We start from the raw sequence: 17803 nt of genomic DNA, 5'->3' as shown, positions 1-17803 counted from the left end.
GGACACCTTCGGGGGCGGCTTGGGACGAAGCAGGGCGCATGGTGGGCAGGGCGCCATCCTCGCACCCGGCCCCGCGTGAACGCCAATCACGCCCCCGGGTCGCCCGTTCCGGGGGCGTGGGGTGGCTCAGAAGCGGGCCTGGAGCAGCAGGTTGAAGCCCAGCGCATCCGGGTCCGCGAAGACGGGTTGGCCCACGCCGGTGACGTCGTCCTCGAAGGTGGTCCGGTTGGGGTCCCTCACGTAGGAGACCTCCGCCAGGACTCCGGCCACGGAGCCCAGGTCCCAGCGGGCGGTGGCCTTCAGCGTCAGCACCGCGCGCCGGTCCTCGCCGTCCGGGAGGATGGAGAGCTGGTTGGGCCCCTGGAGCACGATGTGCCGCGCCGTCGCGCCGGGGACGAACGACAGGGGCCTCTGGAACGTCGCCGGGAGGGCGACGCGCACGAGCAGGCCCGGCGTCAGCCCCCAGTCCGCGAAGTGGTAGTCGCCGCTCAGCGTGCCGGACACCTCCGCGCGCGGATCCGCGTCCCGCCCGAAGGCCTGGTGGTTCGGAAACCCGGGGACGTCCACCTGGATGAAGGAGGCGGTCCGGAGGAAGGCCAGCGCGTGGAGCCGGAAGAAGCCCTGCTTCAGCCGCCCATCCAGCGCCGCCGCCTGTCCCAGCTCCGAGCGCATCTGCGCGAACTCATCCACGTCCTGAAGCCGCTGCGACACGAGGCTGCCTTCCAGCGACACCGACGCGGCGAAGTCACCCGGGTAGGTCTCGGGCAGGAAGAACCGCTCGAAGAAGGTCGGGTCGCCGCTGTAGAGCGACAGGTCCACGTTGTTCCCGATGGGCGCGCCCCGGTGCCACGCCGCCGCCAGGGAGGCCCCGTACACCGGGATGGACTCCTCGATGCCCTGGTTCGCGAGGCCCGGCACCACGCCCCGGTTCAGGTGGGTGACCTTCAGGGCCAGACCCAGCTCGGGGGTGACCTCCAGGGCGCCGCCCGCGAGCAGGGCGTAGCGGGTCTCCTGGGTCAGCTTCAGGTCGTTCAAGACGGAGGCGGCCTTGGTGGCCGCGAAGACGCTCCACTGTCGGCGCGACAGCCGCAGCTCCAGCGCGGGCTCATTCCCGTCGCGGCGGGGGAAGGACTGCCGCTCCCAGGTGACGGGGTACGAAAAGCCCATGTAGACGCGGGTGGCGCTCAGCGGAAAGACACTCAGGGCCAGCCCTTCGCGCGACTCCCAGGTGGACGGCCGGTAGCGCAGACGGATGGCGCTGCCGTTGTCGCGGAAGGCCACGCCCTGGTTGTTGCCGCCCGTGGAGAAGAACATCGACAGCGCGGCTTCGGCGCGCAGGCCCGACGCCAGCTCGGGCGTGCGGACATCCAACGCCGCGTGGAGGTAGGTGAGCAGCGTGCTGTCCTCGACGGCCATCTCGCTCGCGACAAAGGACAGACGGGCTTGGACGGGTGCTTCCACCTGGGCGGGTTCGGAAGCCTGTCCCAGGCAGAGCAGCAGCGGGAGTGTCAGGAAGGGATGGGCCATGAGCGCCGCCGCATCTAGCACGTCTGGCTTCCCTGGCTCCTGGTGGACTCAGGAGGGCCGCTTGATGCGCACGGTCTCCGAGGGCTCTTCCACGGGCGGTGTGAGCACTTCCGTCGGCGTGGCGGACTCCACGGTCGCGATGGGCTCCTCGACCCTGGGGCGCGGCGTGCTCTTGAGGAGCGCCTCGACCTCCGTGGGGGTGGGGTCGCCCAGCTCCACCAGGGCCTGTTCGCGCAGCCAGCGCTCCGAGAAGTGGTCGCGCAGCCATCCGGCGAGGTCCACCGCGGGCAGCACCTGTCGCGCGGGTTCGAGGGCCAGGTGGAAGGCCTTCGCGTCCGCGAAGCGCAGCTCCGGCCGAGGCTGGAGCGCGGTCTCGAGCACGCTGCGCAGCACGCGCGACGCGATGGGGGACTCGGGGCGCTCCAGGCCGGGAAGCTGGCTGGCGGTGGGGGCGACGTGGGGCATCGTGCGCGAGAGCAGCTCGTAGAGGACGCACCCGAGCGCGAAGAGGTCTCCGGAGGGGGTCGCCTCCTCGCCCTCGACGCGCTCGGGGGGCATGTACGCCAGCTTCCCGATGATGCCGCCTTCCTGCGTGAGCCGGCCCTCGACGGGCACGATGGCCGTCCCGGAGATGGGCTCGGGGAGGGCATCCGCGCCCTGCGCGATGCCGAAGTCGACGACCTTCACCACGCCGTCGAAGGAGACGACCAGGTTGTCCGTGCTGATGTCCCGGTGCGTGACGCCCCGCTCGTGCGCATAGGCGAGCCCGCGCAGCGCCTGCTGGCCGATTTCAACGATGACCTCCAGCGGCAGCGGGCCGCTCTTGCGAGCGCGCTTGACGAGCTCGAACACGTTCACGCCGCTCAGGTACTCCATGACGATGAACCACGCGCCGTCCAACTGCCCCAGGTCATGCACGGAGACGATGTTGGGGTGATGCAGGCGCGCGGCGGTGCGTGCCTCGCCGATGAAGCGGTGGACGCGGACCTCGGCGTCCTCGGCGTCGCCGCCGTCCAGCATCCGCTTGAGGACGACCAGCCGGTGGAAGCCCGCGCGGCCGGTGCGCACCGCGAGCCACACCTCGCCCATGCCCCCGCGTCCCAGGCGCACGAGCCGGCGGTAGCGGTGGATGCCGGTGCCCAGGTCCGCGCCCCGCAGCGAGCGCGCCGTGAGGATCGCGAGCGCGGTGGAGGACAGCAGCAGGAACGGCAGTCCGACGAGCGCGAACAGGTGCAGGCCGTCGCTCCAGCCCAGGTCGACGGCGAGCTCGCGGCCCAGGAGCGCCAGTGCGCAGAGCGACGCGACGAGCACGGCCACCGCCATCGCGCCCCGGCGCTTCAACAGCCGGGCGGCTTCCACGGCCCACGTCCCGCCCACGACCACCGCGAGCAGCCAGAACAGCGGCAGGCCCAGGCCCGCGGTCGCGCGCGCCAACTGCTCGGACGTCAGTCCGGTGGCGGAGGGCGTGCGAAGGGAGAGGACGGTGTCGAGCACCCGCACTGCTCCGAGCGCGACGGTCACGCCCAGCATCACGCGCCGCCAGCGGGTGAGCGGCAGGTCCAGCAGCGACCACAGGACGCGCAGCAGGGTGTAGGGCAGGGGAATGGACGTGAGCGCGCCCAACAGCAGCCACGGGCGCGTGTCGTCCACCATCGCGCTGGCCTCGCTGCTGGCCACGCCCACGGAGAAGCTGATGGCCGCGAAGCCGAGGAAGCTGGACGCGAGCCACAGCTGCACGCGCTGGCTCCTCACCGCGGCCCAGGTCGCGAAGTGCACCAGCGCCAGCACCACGAACGCGCCCGTGAGCGCCAGGTGCAGCATCGTGTAGGAGGTCACGGCGCTGAAGCCTAGTAAACCGGGAACTCCGTAGCGAATAGACCTCCTGTGAATGACAGGATTCGTGCAGACCGGGCTCAGGCTTGCACGCCTGTTGGCGGCGCCTCACCTTGAGGGTTGGCAGGCAAAGGGAGACCCCATGGATCCGTCACGCGAAATGGGAGAGGCCACCCGGGAGGGTGTGGAGCAGGGGAGCGGGGAGGCGGCTCCCAGGCTGGGGCCCGAGCACCAGCGGCTGGAGGTCTTCATCGGAGGGTGGACGGCGGAAGGTGTGCTGGGTGAGGCGGCCGGGCCGCAAGCGCGTGTGAAGGCCACGGCGGTGGACCGGTACGAATGGCTTCCCGGGGGCTTCTTCCTGAGCTGTCGCGGGGTGATGCGCTTCGCGGGCGAGAGCCTGGAGAGCACGCGCATCATCGGCTTCGACCCGGAGCGTCAGCGCTACCGCATGCACCTGTTCGACAACCACGGCTATGCGCGGGTCTACGAGGGCGGGGAGCGGGACGGCATCTGGACCTTCGCCGGAGCGCACGAGCGCGTGACGATGTCCTTCGAGGACGGCAACCAGCGGCTGGACATCCGCTGGGAACAGTCGGACGACGGAGCCACCTGGCGGCCGTTGTGTGACCTGAAGGCGACCCGGGTGCACTGACCCGGGCCGCGTCACGCTCCCTCCGTGCCCGGTTCGATGCGGCTGTGCCGCTGCGTGTCCTGCATGAAGGCATAGACGAGCAGCGAGCAGAGGATGCAACCCGTCACGTACCAGAAGAACCACGGCTCATGGCCGGCCAGCTTCAGCCGCGTGCCCACGTACTCGGCCGTGCCTCCGAAGAGCGACACGGTCAGCGCATAGGGCAGCCCCACGCCCAGCGCCCGGATGCGCGCGGGGAACAGCTCCGCCTTCACCACGGCGTTGATGGACGTGTAGCCGGAGAGGATGACCAGCGCGGCAAGCACCAGCAGGAAGGCGGTGAACGCGTCCCGGGTCCGCGTCAGCGCGGTCAACAGCGGCACCGTGCACAGCGTGCCCATCACGCCGAACCACAGCAGCACGGGCCTGCGCCCCACCTTGTCGGAGATGAACCCGAACACCGGCTGCAACAGCATGTAGAGGAACAGCGACCCGGCGGAGATGAGCGTCGCTTCGTCCCGCGTCAGCCCCACCGAGTTCACCAGGAATTTCTGCATGTAGACGGTGTACGTATAGAAGGCCAGCGTCCCTCCCATCGTGAGCCCCACCACGATGGCCAGCTCCTTCGGATGCCGCAGCAGCTCCCGCATCGGCTGGTGCTCGGCCCCCTTCGCCGCCTCCCGGGTGAAGGCCTCCGTCTCCACCATGTTGCGCCGCATGTAGAAGCCGAAGATGGCCAGCGCCGCGCCCACCAGGAACGGGATGCGCCAACCCCACGCCTCCAACTGCGGCCCCGTCAGCACCAGCCGCTGCAACACCAGCAGCGTCATCGTCGCCAGCAGCTGCCCCATGATGAGCGTGACGTACTGGAAGGAGCTGTAGAAGCCCCGGTGGCGGGACGTCGCCACCTCGCTCAGGTACGTGGCGCTGGTGCCGTACTCGCCTCCCAGCGACAGGCCCTGGAGCAGGCGCGCCAGCATCAACACGATGGGCGCCGCTACGCCAATGCGCGCATACGTCGGACACACCGCGATGACGAAGGACCCCAGGCACATCAACGTGACGGACAACGTCAGCGCGGACCGGCGTCCCCGTTGATCCGCGTAGAGCCCCATCAGCCAACCCCCGATGGGGCGGACGAGGAACCCCAGCGCGAACACCCCGGCGGTGTTGAGCTGTTGCACGACGGGGTCGGCGTCCGGGAAGAACGCCTGCGCGAAGTACAGCGAGAACGCCGAGTAGACGTAGAAGTCGTACCACTCGATGAGGTTGCCCACCGAGCCGCCGAAGATGGAGAGCAACCGCGAGCGCATCGCCATGGGCGCAACGTATCCCACCCCATGTTTTCGCGTGGCTAGGATGCGCGAATGCTCCTCTCCAGCAATGAGTTCCTCCCCCGCGCGGAGGCCACGCTCGCCGGACTCAAAGGCCCCGTCAGCGCCGCGCTCTCCCACCACGGGGAGCCCTCGGTTTCGTCCCTCGCCCGTGAGTTCCCCAAGGACGCCCCGCTGTCGCCCTCCGCGCTCGTCCAGGCGCTGTGCCCCGGGCCGCTGTCACCCATTGGCTTCGCGGCCGTGGTGATGCGCGAAGTCCTGCCGCGCGTGGACGCCGTGCTCGACGCCTCCGTCGCCGAGCCCACGGTCGTGACGGGCAACGCGCGGGCTTCCGGCGGATTGCGCGTCACCGCGCCCCTCGTCGTGCTGGGAGACCTGGAGGTGGAGGGCGTGCTGGAGGACTGCGGGCCGGATTCGACGGTCGTGGTCGTGGGCTGCTGCACGGCGTGGGGGCTCAAGACATCGGGGAACTTCCTGGTGCTCGGAGACCTCGTGGTCCGGGACGTCATCCAGGGCATCTACAACGATGACAGCCTCGTCGTGGCGGGCGACCTCACCACGCGCTTCCTCGACGAGAATGATCACGACGTCTCCAGCTATGGAGAGGTCCACGCCGAGCATCACTTCGAGAACGGCCGCTCCGGCGAGGAGGCCGCATCCCTGGCCTCCACCTTCCTCGTGCCCGAACTCTGGAACCTGGACCTCGGGGAGCTCCACCACGACGACCTCTTCGAGCGCATCCAGCGGGGCGAGCCCGTCTTCACGGCCACGCCCCAGCCCCAGCAGCGCCGCGAGCCCGACGCGCCCACCGCCGAGGAACTGGAGGGACTCGACGTCGAGGGGATCGCGGCCCGGGCGTCGAAACAGGCGCGGGCGAAGGACGTCGTCTACGCGCAGCGAAGGACGGGCGAGGTGTGGCTGCTGCGTCCGGGCAGCTTCCCCATGCACATCTTCGACGGACAGCGGTTCCTCGGGGAGGGGCCGCCGCCCGCCCTGGACGTGAAGCAGCGGGCCTCGGAGCGCGTCACCTTCTGGCGCAAGCGGGGAGACCTGTTCCTGGAGATTGAACGCTTTGGCGCCGTCATCCAGCTCCACGTGGGCATCAACAACGGTTCGCTGAAGACGTTCCGCTTCGCCTTCGAGACCTCCGACGCCGCGGCGTCAGAGGTGCGGCGGCTGGAGGCCCGCTACACCGGAGACTTCCTGCGCGTCACGTCCGTGATTCCCGGCCGGGGCCCGCTCGAACGGGAGTTCGCTCACTACGGCGGACCGAAGGCCGAATACACCTCCGCCATCGTGGACGGCACGACGCTGGTGACCCGCGACGGCGAGCGTCATCCCTTCGAGGACGAGGCCGCCGCATTGAGTGCCCTGGAGGACTGGATCGCCGCGAAGCGCCAGGCCGGGTTCGACCTGAAGATCCTCGAGTGGAAGCCCTTCGGCCTCCTGGGCCGACGTTAGCCCGTCACCTCCGCCGCCACGGCCTCGGTGATGCTGAGCGCGGCCGGCGTGGGGATGACGCGGGAGAGCCGCAAGCCCGCCTGGGCGAAGAGCTTGCGGAAGTCCTCCTCGGTGCGCTCGCGGCCGGGCAGCGACGCCAGCATCATCACGTCGAGCACCTTGCCCCCGTGCGGCGCGCTCCCGGGGGGGATGACGGTGTCCACCACCAGCACCCGGCCGCCCGGGGCCATCTCGCGGCGACAGTGGCGCAGGATGTCCACGCACACCGCGTCGCTCCAGTCGTGGAGGATGCGCTTGAGGACATACGTGTCCGCGCCCGAAGGCACCGTCTGGAAGAAGTCCCCCTCCACCAGCTCACAGCGCGAGGAGAGCCCCGCCGAGGCGATGCGCGCCTCGTCCAGGACGTGGCGGTGGTCGAAGAGCACGCCCTGGAGCGACGGCGCGGCCTGGAGCACTTCGATGAGGAAGCCGCCGTGGCCGCCGCCCACGTCCACCACCCGCCGGCAGGCGCTGAAGTCATAGCTGCGCGCGATGGGGCCGTTCTCCAGGTCCGACAGGCTGGACATGCCCCGGTGGAAGGTGGCGCCCGCCGCCGCGTTGCTGGCGAGGTGGTCGAAGAAGGGCTTGCCGAAGATCTGCTCGAAGGTGTTCTTCCCCGTCCGCACCGTCTGCGTGAGCGCTCCGGTCGGTGCCCAGAAGATGTCCTGCGTGAGCATCAACACCGCGCTGCGCAGGGAACCGGGGGCGTGGGTGCGCAGCAGGTCGGAGGCGGGGGTGAGCGCGAAGTTTCCGGCGGCATCCTCGGAGAACACGCCCGCGCTCGCCAGCAGCCGGAGCACCCGGTAGAGCGACGCCGCATCCGCGCCCACCGCCTCCGCGAGCAGGGCCGCGCTCTTCGGGCCCTGCTCCAACTGATCCGCGACACCCAGCTCCGCCGCCGTGGCCAGCGCGCCGGACAGGATGAAACCAAAACCAAGGTCGACGATGAGCTGCGCCGGATGGACGGAGGGAGAGGTCATCTCCAGGTCGTACTCCCGGTCAAAACCAGACGTCAACCCACCGGAGGCAAGCCGGCCCGCAGCGTGCGCCGGGTGGAGATGAAGACGATGAGGCCCACGGAAAGCTCGATGAAGATGGCCGCGACATAGAAGGGACGCGGCATCCCATCCAGCAGGACCGACAGTGCCCGCTCCGCCGCACCCAGGAAGATGATGCCCAGGTAGAAGCGGTTGAAGCGGCGGTCGGTGTAGATGAGGTCGCGAAAGCACACGCAGAAGACGCCAAACCCAAACTCCATGCTCTTCATGTACCGGTATTGGTTCAGGGCGCTCGCCAGGGTCCGCTCCGGCAGGCCCGCGTCGAAGACACCTCGCGCGTAGACCTCGAAGCCGAGCGGTCCCCAGCGCGGCACGAGCAGCCCCAGCACTCCGCCCACCAGGATGAGGAACCAGGCGTACCCCTGGAAGGCCAGGGCGTCGATCCACCGCCACGGCCCGGTGATGCGGGCGGCTGCCCTGCGCGCTCCCGGTCCTTGCATGCCTTTGGCCCCCTGGCGGTGACGCACCGCCACGCACGTGCCCACCCGCGAAGGCACGATGCCCGGCTTCCGGCCGCGACGTTCGCCGTCGCTCCCCGGTCCTTCGGGGCGTGTGGGGAACTGGACCCGGACACGCCCCGAAGTCGGTGAGGCCGTGCACCCGCGCTCAGGCGCGCAGCGTGCGACCGAACAGTTCGAGGATCCTGCGCCAGTGCGTCTCCGCGGCCTGCGGGTGGTACGCGGGCCAGTTGTCCACCGCGTAGCCGTGGCGCGCGCCCGGGTAGAACTCCGACACGTACTTGACGCCGGCTGCCTTCAAGGCCGCTTCCAGCGTCTGGATGTCTTCCGCGGTCATCGAGCTGTCGTTGTCCGCGTGGCCGAAGTACAGCTCACCCTTCACCTGGCCCACCAGCCGGTGGGGACTGTCGGGCGAGTCCGTCGCCAGCTTCCCGCCATGGGACGAGGCCACCGCGCCGATGCGGTCCGGGAAGTTCGCGGCCATGCGCACGGCGACGCCCCCGCCGAAGCAGTAGCCCGTCACCCCCACCTTGGACCCCGGCTGCACCGACGGGTGCCGGGCCAGGAAGTCGAGCTCCGCGGCGGCGTCCGTCTTCTGCCGCTCGGGCGTCAGGTTCCCGATGAGCGCGTAGATGTGCTTGCGGAACACCGGGTCCTCGAACGTGCCCTTGAGCTCCAGTTTCGAGGCATGCCCGTCCCGGTAGAAGACGTTGGGCAGCAGGACGACATACCCCGCCGCCGCGATGCGCCGGGCCATGCTCTCCAGCGAGGGCCGCACGCCCATCGCGTCCATGCACAGGATGACCGCCGGCCACGGGCCCGCGCCTTCGGGTTGGAACAGCTTCGCGTCCAGCACTCCATCCGCGGTCTTGATGTCGACGTCTTGCATGTGACTCGGTGACCTCCAGGTCGGGCGGACCGCCCGATGCCTGATGGTGTCATCCCAGGGGACGCCGGGCCACCCCCTCCATGGGCCCGGCATCCGTGTCTGCAATTGAGGCCGGGGCTACTTGACGCAGCTGGCGTAGCCGCGCTTGCCGTTGACGACCGTCATCTCCCAGTAGCGGGTGCCGCTGTTGTAGTCGATGGACACGCCGTCGGTGAAGCTGCTGGTCGTCATGGGACCGCCGAGGCCCGTCAGCAGGCAGGCCACGCCGCCGGGGTTGTACGCCAGGTTCTCCGTGAAGCCGCCGCCGTAGCCGGAGCCCCACAGCCAGCTGCCCTGGCCGGTGGGCACGTCCACGCACATGGCGCGGCCGCCACCCGTTCCCGACAGGTCTCCGCCCAGGTACCAGTTGAGGCCGTCATTCCACACCTTCACCTCGTCATCGCCGGTGGTGAACGCGCCCGTGGACGCCTCCAGCCGGGTCAGGAAGCAGCGCCGGTCGGCGGTGACCGCGCCCAGCAGCTTCGCCGCGGTCCCCTGACGCCATGTGACCTCCGCGGTGCGGCCGGTGGAGGTGGCGAGGCACTGGACGCCCGTGCCCAGCGCCTTGCTGTTGTTGTGATTGACATAGACAAACCAGTTGCCGCCAGACATGTACGTGCCGGCGCTGCTCCAGTTCCCCGCGACGGTCGGCTTCAGGTTGCCCTGCACGCCTGTGAGGAAGCACGTCTGCCCCGTGGTGGTCCCGATGGTGTACGTGGTGTTGCCGTTGTTGGAGGTGCCCCACCAGTACGTGCCGCCCAGCGCGACGCCCTGCTCCACCTGGGCGAGCGACTCGGGGGCGTCGGCCGCGACGGCGGCCTCCGGCTGCACGTCCTCCGGCAGGCCCTGGCCGTCCAGTTCGGCGCCACAGCCCGCCGCGAGGAGGGCGAAGGGAACCGCGAGGAAGAGCTTCTGCACGGACTGCTTCGTGATGGGACCCATGTTCAAGTTCCGTCCTTGTCTTTGCCGCGTTTGGGGAGGGTGCTCCCGCTCGCTTCCGGCACGCCGTTCCAGGCGGGCCTCGCGTCGGGGAACGGGGAGGCGACAAAGCAACGGGAGTGCCAGCAGCGGTGCCGGGGGGCGGCTCCAGAAGAAGCGCTCAACGTGTGCAAACCTTGCACAGCCCCGGGAGCCGGGACGGTGCAGGGTCTGCATTCCGTGCAACGTTTGCACGAGGCGCGGCGGCCTGGCGTGCGGGCAGCCCCTGGCGGCCCGGCTTCTGGCAGGATCCGACGCGTGTTCCCCCTCAGGAGGCCGATGTGACGACCCACCACCGGAGTGCCGCGACCGCTGTCCGGACCTTGTTGCTGCTGGGCGTGTTGGTCGCGGGCGGCGCGGGGGCGGAGGTGGTGCGCGCGGAGTTCCTCATCCCCTCGGATCCGGGCATCGAGGTGTCCGTCCGGGAGGTGAAGGACACGGGGATGCAGGTGGCGGGACTTGCGCCGCTCATCCTCCTGCACGGTGCGCGGGTGCCGGGGCGTGCGTCCTTCGACCTGCCCGTGGAGGGGGGCTCGCTGGCGGGCGACCTCGCACGCGCGGGGCACGCCGTCTACGTGATGGACGTGCGGGGCTACGGAGGTTCGACGCGGCCGCAGGCCATGGGGCTGCCCCCGGCGGGCCGGCCGCTCGTGGGCTCGCACGAGGCCGTCCGGGATGTGCACGCGGTGGTGGCGTGGGTGCAGGCGCGCACGGGGCAGCGCAGGGTCGGGCTCCTGGGCTGGGCCACCGGTGGGCACTGGGCGGGGATGTACGCCAGCCTGCATCCGGAGGAGGTCAGCCACCTCATCCTGCTCAACGCGCTGTACGCGGGGAGCGCCGAACACAAGATGCTGGGGCGGGGCACGGACTTCGAGGACCCGAAGCGGCCGGGCCACTTCAACGCCGAAGGGCTGGGCGCCTACCGTTGGAACACCGGGGCGTCGGTGCTCGCCGTCTGGGACCGCAACCTTCCGGAGGAGAAGGACAAGGCGCGCGACCCCCAGGTGGCCGAGTCCTTCCAGCGCGAGGCGCTCGCGAGTGATCCGCTGGCGCCGTCCCGGACGCCGTTCGCCTTCCGGGCGCCGTCCGGGGCGCTGGAGGACAGCTTCCTGCTCGCCATCGGTCGGCAGCTCTGGGACGCGGGCTCCATCTCCGGCCGCGTCCTCATCCTCCGTTCGGAGAACGACTTCTGGAGCCGGCCCGAGGACGTCACCCGCCTCCAGGAGCACCTGGGCCGCGCGGCCCTCGTGAAGGCGGTCGTGCTTCCAGGCGCGACGCACTTCGTCCACCTGGAGCGCCCGGACCGGGGCCGCCGCCTGCTGATGGAGGAGGTGTTGCGCTTCACCGGCGCCAGGACGGGTCCGGCTCCGAAGCCGCCCGCGAAGTAGGGCTGTCGCGGAGTGTGTGTCTGGGAGGCCCGACCCGCCTTGGCTCGCGGGTCGGGCCTTGCTCACTCAGCCCTGGGACTCAGCCACAGTTGTCGGGCTGGTAGATGCCGTAATCGGTCTTCGTTCCGACGACGCGCAGCGTATGCCCACAGCTGCAGTCGCCGTGTCCGACCTGCACGCTGTAGGTCGCGTCGCTGTAGTAGGTGACGAAGGAGAAGCCTTCGCAGAAAGGCAGCTCATCCTCGCGCGTGCCCAGCTGGGGCTGCTCTCCGACGTCTTCGACGCCACCGCAGCCCGCCAACAGCCCCACCGCCAACAATCCGCCAATGATGCTTCCGCGCATGATGGATCCCCTGGACCGATATTCGAGGTTGTGAAGCTTCGCGAGGATAGCGGGCTTCTTCACACCCCGCACGCCGCGAAGCAGCACGGCGCCGGCGGCTGTAGGATTCAGGGGATGACTTCCATCCGCAGACTGGAACAGGCGACCCCCGCTGAGCGTCAGGCCCTCACCGAGCTGATCCTCGCGACGGTGAATGGGGGCGCGTCCATTGGCTTCCTTGCGCCGCTGGCACCGGAGGTGGCGGAGGCGTACTGGCAGGGGGTGCTCGCGTCGCTGGGGCCGGGCCTGGTGCTCTGGGTCGCGGAGCATGACGGGCGCATCGTCGGCTCCGTGCAGCTCGCGCCCAGCCTGCGCCAGAACGGCCTGCACCGCGCGGACCTCATGAAGCTGATGGTGCATCCCAGCGCCCGGGGCCAGGGCGTCTCCTCGCGACTGCTGCGCGAGGTGGAGCAGTTCGCCCGGCGCGAGGGCCGCACCCTGTTGGTGTTGGACTCGGAGCTGGGGTCGAAGGCGGAGTCCGTGTACCAGCATCACCAGTGGCAGCGGGTGGGGGAGATTCCGGGCTACGCGAAGGACACGGGCGGCGTCCTGCGCTCCACCGTGGTCTATTTCAAGACGCTCTCCTCCTGAGGAATCTTGGAGTGCAAGAAATTCTGATTATCCAGAATTGATGGGTGCTCGGGTCGCTGGGGCAATGGCTGTCATGGGCAGGCAGGCACAACATGCTGTGCAAGGCAGACATGGCGCTTCGCCGTGGCCGCCCGTCCCAAGGTGACCCATGATGAACCTCGGCAAATCCCTTGTTGGTGTGGCCTGGTGTGCGCTGTTCCTCGGTGCTTGCGGACCGCTTCCCGAAGGGGAGGAGCTCCACGACGCCGAGCCCGGGGAGGGCGAGGTCCTGGAGGATCCGGAGATTGGAAGGGTGGAGCAGCAGACCTTCGCGGGCGATCTGGGCAGCGCGATGGGGGTTCCGGTCATCACCTATCCCACGAGCTGTACCGCGACCAACCAGTGGGCCACCACCTGCCGCTCGGGTTCGTCGCGGGATGTCTCCTATGTGTGGCGGGTCCCCGAGACCGGGACCTATTCGTTCTCCACGAGGAACTCAAACTTCGACACCATCATGGAGATCCGCAACTACAAGAACACTTCAGAGGTCCTGAAGTGCAATGACGACAGCGGCGACCTGCTCACGTCTGGCATCACGCTCAGCGGCCTCATCAGGGGCGTGCAGTTGCTGATCATCGTCGAGGGTTACGAGGGCGAGTGCGGCAACGTCCATTTGAACATCGTCAAGCGGTAGCCTCCGCGAAGGATTGACGCAGGGCGCGTCGCGCGGCAACGCGGACGCGTCCCGCGGGAACGCAAGCCCGCCCTGCCGGAAAGGCGGCGGGCACCTGCGCCGCCTCTGGGGGCCCTGGAGGGCGAAGGACTGGCATGTGCCGTGCTTTGTGCATGCCGGCTGCGTGAGCGCGTCCCACGCACCTTCGGAAGGCCCCCAAACATGAGTTCCCATGAGAACCCCATGCGGCGACGCCGCGTGGCGTTGTGCGCTGTCTTCTGCGTCCTGGGCGTCACCGCCGGAGGCCTGGCGGGCTGCAAGCAGAAGGAGCCGACCCCCACGAAGCCAGACGTCCCGCCGCAGACGGTGAGCGCGCCGGACGCGGGCACCCCGGGCGTGAAGATCGTCCTGGACCCCACCATCCCCCCGGATGCGACGTTCGGTCAGAACGACTCGACGCTGGCGCAGCTCCAGCACGACTTCGACACCTATTCGTGGAACACGTTCATCTCCGCGAACTGGCCGGTGGGCGCCGACGGCGGCGTGGATCCCTCTCAGCCTCCGGGCAAGAACGGGGACAACCGCACCGTGTGGCAGGGCTGGATGCCAGCCACCAGCATCTTCCTGGCGGGTGGTGCGCCGCCTCCGGCCTGGGGGGCGCCTCCCGTGCTCCCCGCCATCTGCCAGGGAAAGCTGCCCGCGGGCGGCCGGTTCCTCACGCAGGTGGGCAAGACGCCGGGCCTGCTCAACGAGTCCGTCCAGCCCTTCGACACGGGCCCGCTGATTGATCAGCAGGGCAACTACGCCCGCTTCGAAATCCTGGTCAACCAGGTGATGTTCAATCAGATCGTCACCCAGAAGCTCTACTCCAAGGCGGGACAGCAGGCCTTCAACGCTCCCGCCAACTTCAACTGCGGCAACTCCAAGACGGGCGAGCAGGGCGCCATCATGGTGAAGGCCGCGTGGAAGCCGCTGGAGGATCCGGCCGACGCGGCCCGGTTCCACTCCGCCCAGGCGCTCGTCTACACGCCGGCGTCGGTGAACCCGAAGATCCAGGAGAGCTGCACGGTGCGGCTCATGGGCCTGGTGGGGCTCCACATCGGACACAAGACGAGCAGCGCGGCGCAGTGGATCTGGTCCACGTTCGAGCACGTGGACAACGTGCCCACGCAGGAGCAGGTCAAGGCGGGGCAGCTCGCCTCGCGCTACAACTTCTTCAACCCGGCCTGCACGGACTGCGTCGCCAACCAGACGCCGCCCCGGCCTTGGGACCCGAACAAGAAGATCGTCGTCAACGGCAAGGTCTTCAAGAGCCAGATCGTCCGCGTGGACGTGCGCCCGCCCCTGATGGTGGACAGCGCGCGCCTCCTCAACGCGGAGGCGAAGGCGCTGCTCGGCGGGGTGAATCCCGCGTCGGTGTGGACGAACTACGAGCTCATCAGCACGCAGTGGCCCACGAACCCGGGTGACTGCGCCGTCGCGGAGCTGGAGGACGGCTCCCCCGCGCCGCAGTTCCTCGCGAACTCCACGCTGGAGACATACATCCAGGGCAAGGTGCCCGGCGTCTCCTCCAGCTGCATCCGGTGCCACAACAACGCCGCGATGACCACGGCCAAGAGCTCCGACTTCACCTTCCTCCTGGAGCGGGCGCAGTGAACCGCCCCTCCGCATGCCTTCCCTTCGCAAGGAGTCTGGAATGAGCAACAGCCCAACGCCCTCCACCCGGATGGATCAGTTCGTCGCGCTCTCCTCGGTGCTGACCGGCTTCACGCAGGACACCCTGGCCCCGCAGTTGGATCCCACCGACCCTCCGCTCAAGAAGCTCTACCTGGAGGCCGCGGACAAGAGCAGCACGCAGACGGTGGACGCGCTGCTCGCCGCGTTCGCGAACCTGTCGGGACAGCCCGCGCAGACCATCGCCAACACGCTGCTGGAGGTGGACAGCACGAACCCGACCGCGAACGCGCTGATGGCCCGGAGCATCCTGAAGCTCTGGTACCTGGGCTCCTGGTACGCGCCCACGTCGCTCATCGCCACGGACGGCACCGTCGTGGCGATGAATGCCTATATCGGTGGGCTGGCCTGGAGCGCGATGCAGGCCCACCCCATGGGCTACAGCGAGCTCAAGTTCGGTTACTGGAATTCCGCACCGCCGCCGCTGTCCGGCGTCCTCCCTCCGAGTGAGGCGAACCATGGCTGACCCGAAGACGTATGACGTGGTGATTGTCGGCGCGGGCATCGCGGGTGGCATCATCGCCCTGGAGCTGGGCCGTCTGGGCAAGCATGTGCTCATCCTGGAGGCGGGGGCGCCCATCCCCGCCAGCCGCGAGCAGTACATGGAGAACTTCTTCCTGTCGGCGGCCAAGACGCCGGAGTCGCCCTATCCGCCGAAGACGCTGGCCCCGGCGGAGGAGGCCACGCCCCGTCCCACCATCCTGGGGCTCAACAACTGGAAGAACGCCCAGAAGAGCTACCTGGTCCAGCCGACCCCGGACCCCACGTTCCAGCCGAAGCAGCTGCCCTTCGCCAGCACCTACGAGCGCATTGGCGGCGGGACGACCTGGCACTGGCTGGGGACCTCCCTGCGGCTGGTGCCCGACGACCTGGTGATGCACTCCTATTACAAGGCCCCGGGCTTCGGGCCCGGCACCGACTGGCCCATCGAGTACTCGGAGCTGGAGACGCTCTATGGCAAGGCGGAGGATGAGATTGGCGTGTCCGCCAGCGTGGCGGAGCAGGCCCCGCTCCAGCAGGCCATTGGCCTGACGTACCCGGCGGGCTACCAGTACCCCATGCAGGCCATCCCGGAGAGCCTGGTGGATGAGGCCATCTCCCAGGGCGTGAGCGGCATGAGCCTGTTTGGCCAGCCCGTCTTCGTCACCCCGACGCCCGCGGGCCGCAATTCCCAGCCGCGCGCCAACCGGCCCGTGTGCGCGGGCAACACCAACTGCATCCCCATCTGCCCCATCCAGGCGAAGTACGACGCGACGGTGACGCTCAACGCCGCGCTCAACACGGGCAACGTGGACGTCCAGTACCGCTCCGTCGTGACGCGGCTCTTGGCGGACACCCAGGGGCGCATCTCCAGCGTGGAATACATCACCTACAACCGGGAGCTGAAGCCGGGGCCGGTGACGACGTCCCAGGTGAGCGCGACGACCTACGTCCTGGCGGCGCACGCCATCGAGAATCCGAAGATCCTGCTCAACAGCAAGTCCTCGGCCTTCCCCAACGGACTGGCCAACAGCAGCGACCAGCTGGGCCGCAATCTGATGGACCACGTGCTCTACCTGTCGTGGGCGCTGATGCCCGAGGGCAAGCCCGTGTTTCCGTACCGGGGCCCGCTCTCCACCTCCGGCATCGAAAGCCTGCGCAACGGTCCGTTCCGGAGCCAGCGCGCCGCCTTCCGCATGGAGATTGGCAACGAGGGGTGGAACTTCCCCATCGGGGACCCGTACGCCACGGTCAACGACTTCATCAACGGCACCAACGTCTCCGCGCTCAACCCCGTCACCCCGCCGGGGACACCGCAGCCTTCACCCAGCCTGAAGCTGGGTGGGCGGGATCTGGTGATGGCGCTCAATGACAGACTGACCCGGCAGTTCCGGATGGCCTGCCTCATTGAACAGAGCCCCCAGGCGGAGAACCGCGTCACCCTGGATCCGACGCTCAAGGACGGTCTGGGCCTGCCGCGACCGAAGATCTCCTACGGCTTCGACAAGTACACGCTGGATGGGTTCATGGCGGCGAAGCAGGCCAGCTCCGCCATCTACCAGGCGATGGGCGCGACGGAGTTCACCGACTACAGCAAGTCCCAGAGCCAGCCCGGCTACTTCGAGTACGAAGGCCAGTCGTTCGTCTTCTTCGGCGCGGGCCACGTGATGGGCACCCACCGGATGGGGTCGGATCCGAAGCTGTCGGTGGTGGATGCCAACCAGCGCTCGCACGACCATGAGAACCTCTGGATTGTCGGCAGTGGGAGCTTCCCCACGGTCGCCACGCCGAACCCGACCCTCACGCTCGCGGCGCTCGCCTTCAAGACCGCGGCGAGCCTGGGCAAGGCGCTGACACTGTAGGCCTCGGGTCCGGCGCCCCGCGGGAGGACTCGCGGGGCGTCGTGCCCCCCTCCGGCGGAGCCCCTCTTCCGGGGGCCGCCGTGGAGGGACACGGCGTGAAGGCGTGCCGCATCCAGCGAAGGCTGTTATCGGAAGCTCCCGCGCCCGACGCCGTCGTCGCCTCGCCTGCCTGAGGACCCAGCCGCCATGCCGCACTTCTCGTCCCGCTTCGTTGACGCCACCCCGGGCGACCCGCTCACGGACACGCGGTCGCGCCAGGTGCAGGGGGCGCTCTGGTCCCGCGTCCAGCCCACGCCCGTCTCCGCGCCCCGGCTGGTCGCCTTCTCGCCGGAGGTCGCACGCCTGCTGGGCCTGGACGAACAGGCGCTGCGCTCCGAAGCGTGGGTGCGGGTGCTGGCGGGCAACGCGCTGGAGCCGGGCATGGTGCCGTACGCGGCCAACTACGGCGGCCACCAGTTCGGCCAGTG

Annotated in this window: 17 protein-coding genes; 9 read left to right on the top strand and 8 right to left on the bottom strand. The window is 69.3% G+C overall.

All coding sequences use genetic code 11. From position 1 onward, the window contains the following. Positions 1–126: 126 nt before the first annotated feature. A complete protein-coding gene (locus D7Y13_RS23380; RefSeq protein ID WP_120585056.1) occupies positions 127–1527 on the bottom strand; it encodes a hypothetical protein in 1401 nt (466 codons plus the stop codon). A 48-nt stretch (positions 1528–1575) separates the two neighbouring features. Then, complete coding sequence (locus D7Y13_RS23375) at positions 1576–3363, bottom strand: serine/threonine-protein kinase (protein WP_233595811.1); 1788 nt, start codon at positions 3361–3363, stop codon at positions 1576–1578. A gap of 139 nt (positions 3364–3502) precedes the next feature. Between D7Y13_RS23375 and D7Y13_RS23370 the strand changes: the two genes are divergently transcribed. After that, on the top strand, positions 3503–4012 hold the full coding sequence (locus D7Y13_RS23370; RefSeq protein ID WP_158620448.1) for a DUF1579 family protein: 510 nt from the start codon (positions 3503–3505) through the stop codon (positions 4010–4012). Between the two features lie 11 nt (positions 4013–4023). Here D7Y13_RS23370 and D7Y13_RS23365 read toward each other — a convergent pair whose 3' ends face one another. Next, positions 4024–5310 (bottom strand): MFS transporter, encoded by a 1287-nt coding sequence (locus D7Y13_RS23365; RefSeq protein ID WP_120536005.1) that lies wholly within the window; start codon positions 5308–5310, stop codon positions 4024–4026. 48 nt (positions 5311–5358) lie between these two features. Between D7Y13_RS23365 and D7Y13_RS23360 the strand changes: the two genes are divergently transcribed. Continuing rightward, complete coding sequence (locus tag D7Y13_RS23360; RefSeq protein ID WP_120585058.1) at positions 5359–6786, top strand: hypothetical protein; 1428 nt, start codon at positions 5359–5361, stop codon at positions 6784–6786. On the opposite strand, the gene D7Y13_RS23355 is transcribed toward D7Y13_RS23360, so the two are convergent. The 4 genes from D7Y13_RS23355 to D7Y13_RS23340 form a co-directional block, all read right to left on the bottom strand. Continuing rightward, entirely contained in the window at positions 6783–7805 is a 1023-nt protein-coding gene (locus D7Y13_RS23355) for a methyltransferase (RefSeq protein ID WP_120585059.1), read from the bottom strand. The genes D7Y13_RS23360 and D7Y13_RS23355 overlap by 4 nt on opposite strands. Positions 7806–7837: 32 nt before the next feature. Then, positions 7838–8323 (bottom strand): DUF4345 domain-containing protein, encoded by a 486-nt coding sequence (locus D7Y13_RS23350; protein WP_147444432.1) that lies wholly within the window; start codon positions 8321–8323, stop codon positions 7838–7840. Positions 8324–8489: 166 nt separating this feature from the next. Continuing rightward, the gene (locus D7Y13_RS23345) at positions 8490–9230 is read right to left on the bottom strand and encodes a dienelactone hydrolase family protein (RefSeq protein ID WP_120585061.1); all 741 of its coding nucleotides are present in this window, start codon (positions 9228–9230) and stop codon (positions 8490–8492) included. Positions 9231–9347: 117 nt separating this feature from the next. After that, on the bottom strand, positions 9348–10211 hold the full coding sequence (locus D7Y13_RS23340) for a hypothetical protein (protein WP_120536000.1): 864 nt from the start codon (positions 10209–10211) through the stop codon (positions 9348–9350). 317 nt (positions 10212–10528) lie between these two features. Between D7Y13_RS23340 and D7Y13_RS23335 the strand changes: the two genes are divergently transcribed. After that, positions 10529–11635 carry an alpha/beta fold hydrolase gene (locus D7Y13_RS23335; RefSeq protein ID WP_120585062.1) on the top strand — a complete coding sequence of 369 codons (1107 nt, stop codon included), beginning with the start codon at positions 10529–10531 and terminating at the stop codon, positions 11633–11635. Positions 11636–11714: 79 nt separating this feature from the next. On the opposite strand, the gene D7Y13_RS23330 is transcribed toward D7Y13_RS23335, so the two are convergent. Next, the gene (locus tag D7Y13_RS23330) at positions 11715–11978 is read right to left on the bottom strand and encodes a hypothetical protein (RefSeq protein ID WP_147444433.1); all 264 of its coding nucleotides are present in this window, start codon (positions 11976–11978) and stop codon (positions 11715–11717) included. A gap of 114 nt (positions 11979–12092) precedes the next feature. Here D7Y13_RS23330 and D7Y13_RS23325 point away from each other — a divergent pair, with 114 nt between their 5' ends. From D7Y13_RS23325 to D7Y13_RS23300, 6 genes are all read left to right on the top strand, one after another. After that, entirely contained in the window at positions 12093–12608 is a 516-nt protein-coding gene (locus tag D7Y13_RS23325) for a GNAT family N-acetyltransferase (protein WP_120585063.1), read from the top strand. 148 nt (positions 12609–12756) lie between these two features. Then, a complete protein-coding gene (locus D7Y13_RS23320; RefSeq protein WP_147444434.1) occupies positions 12757–13281 on the top strand; it encodes a hypothetical protein in 525 nt (174 codons plus the stop codon). Positions 13282–13503: 222 nt separating this feature from the next. Further along, positions 13504–14916, top strand: coding sequence for a hypothetical protein (locus D7Y13_RS23315; protein WP_120585065.1), 1413 nt, complete (start codon positions 13504–13506; stop codon positions 14914–14916). Between the two features lie 40 nt (positions 14917–14956). Continuing rightward, a complete protein-coding gene (locus tag D7Y13_RS23310; RefSeq protein ID WP_147444435.1) occupies positions 14957–15460 on the top strand; it encodes a sorbitol dehydrogenase in 504 nt (167 codons plus the stop codon). After that, positions 15453–17336: a GMC family oxidoreductase gene (locus tag D7Y13_RS23305; RefSeq protein ID WP_120535994.1), complete on the top strand. Its 1884-nt coding sequence runs from the start codon at positions 15453–15455 to the stop codon at positions 17334–17336. Before D7Y13_RS23310 ends, D7Y13_RS23305 begins: the two co-directional genes overlap by 8 nt. 186 nt (positions 17337–17522) lie before the next feature. Beyond that, a partial coding sequence (locus D7Y13_RS23300) for a protein adenylyltransferase SelO family protein (protein ID WP_208734486.1) occupies positions 17523–17803 on the top strand: 281 nt, incomplete at its 3' end.

Source organism: Corallococcus praedator, from assembly GCF_003612125.1.
Lineage (GTDB): Bacteria > Myxococcota > Myxococcia > Myxococcales > Myxococcaceae > Corallococcus > Corallococcus praedator.
Note: the sequence above shows the minus strand (reverse complement) of the source record. Positions and strands in the feature narration are given on the sequence as shown.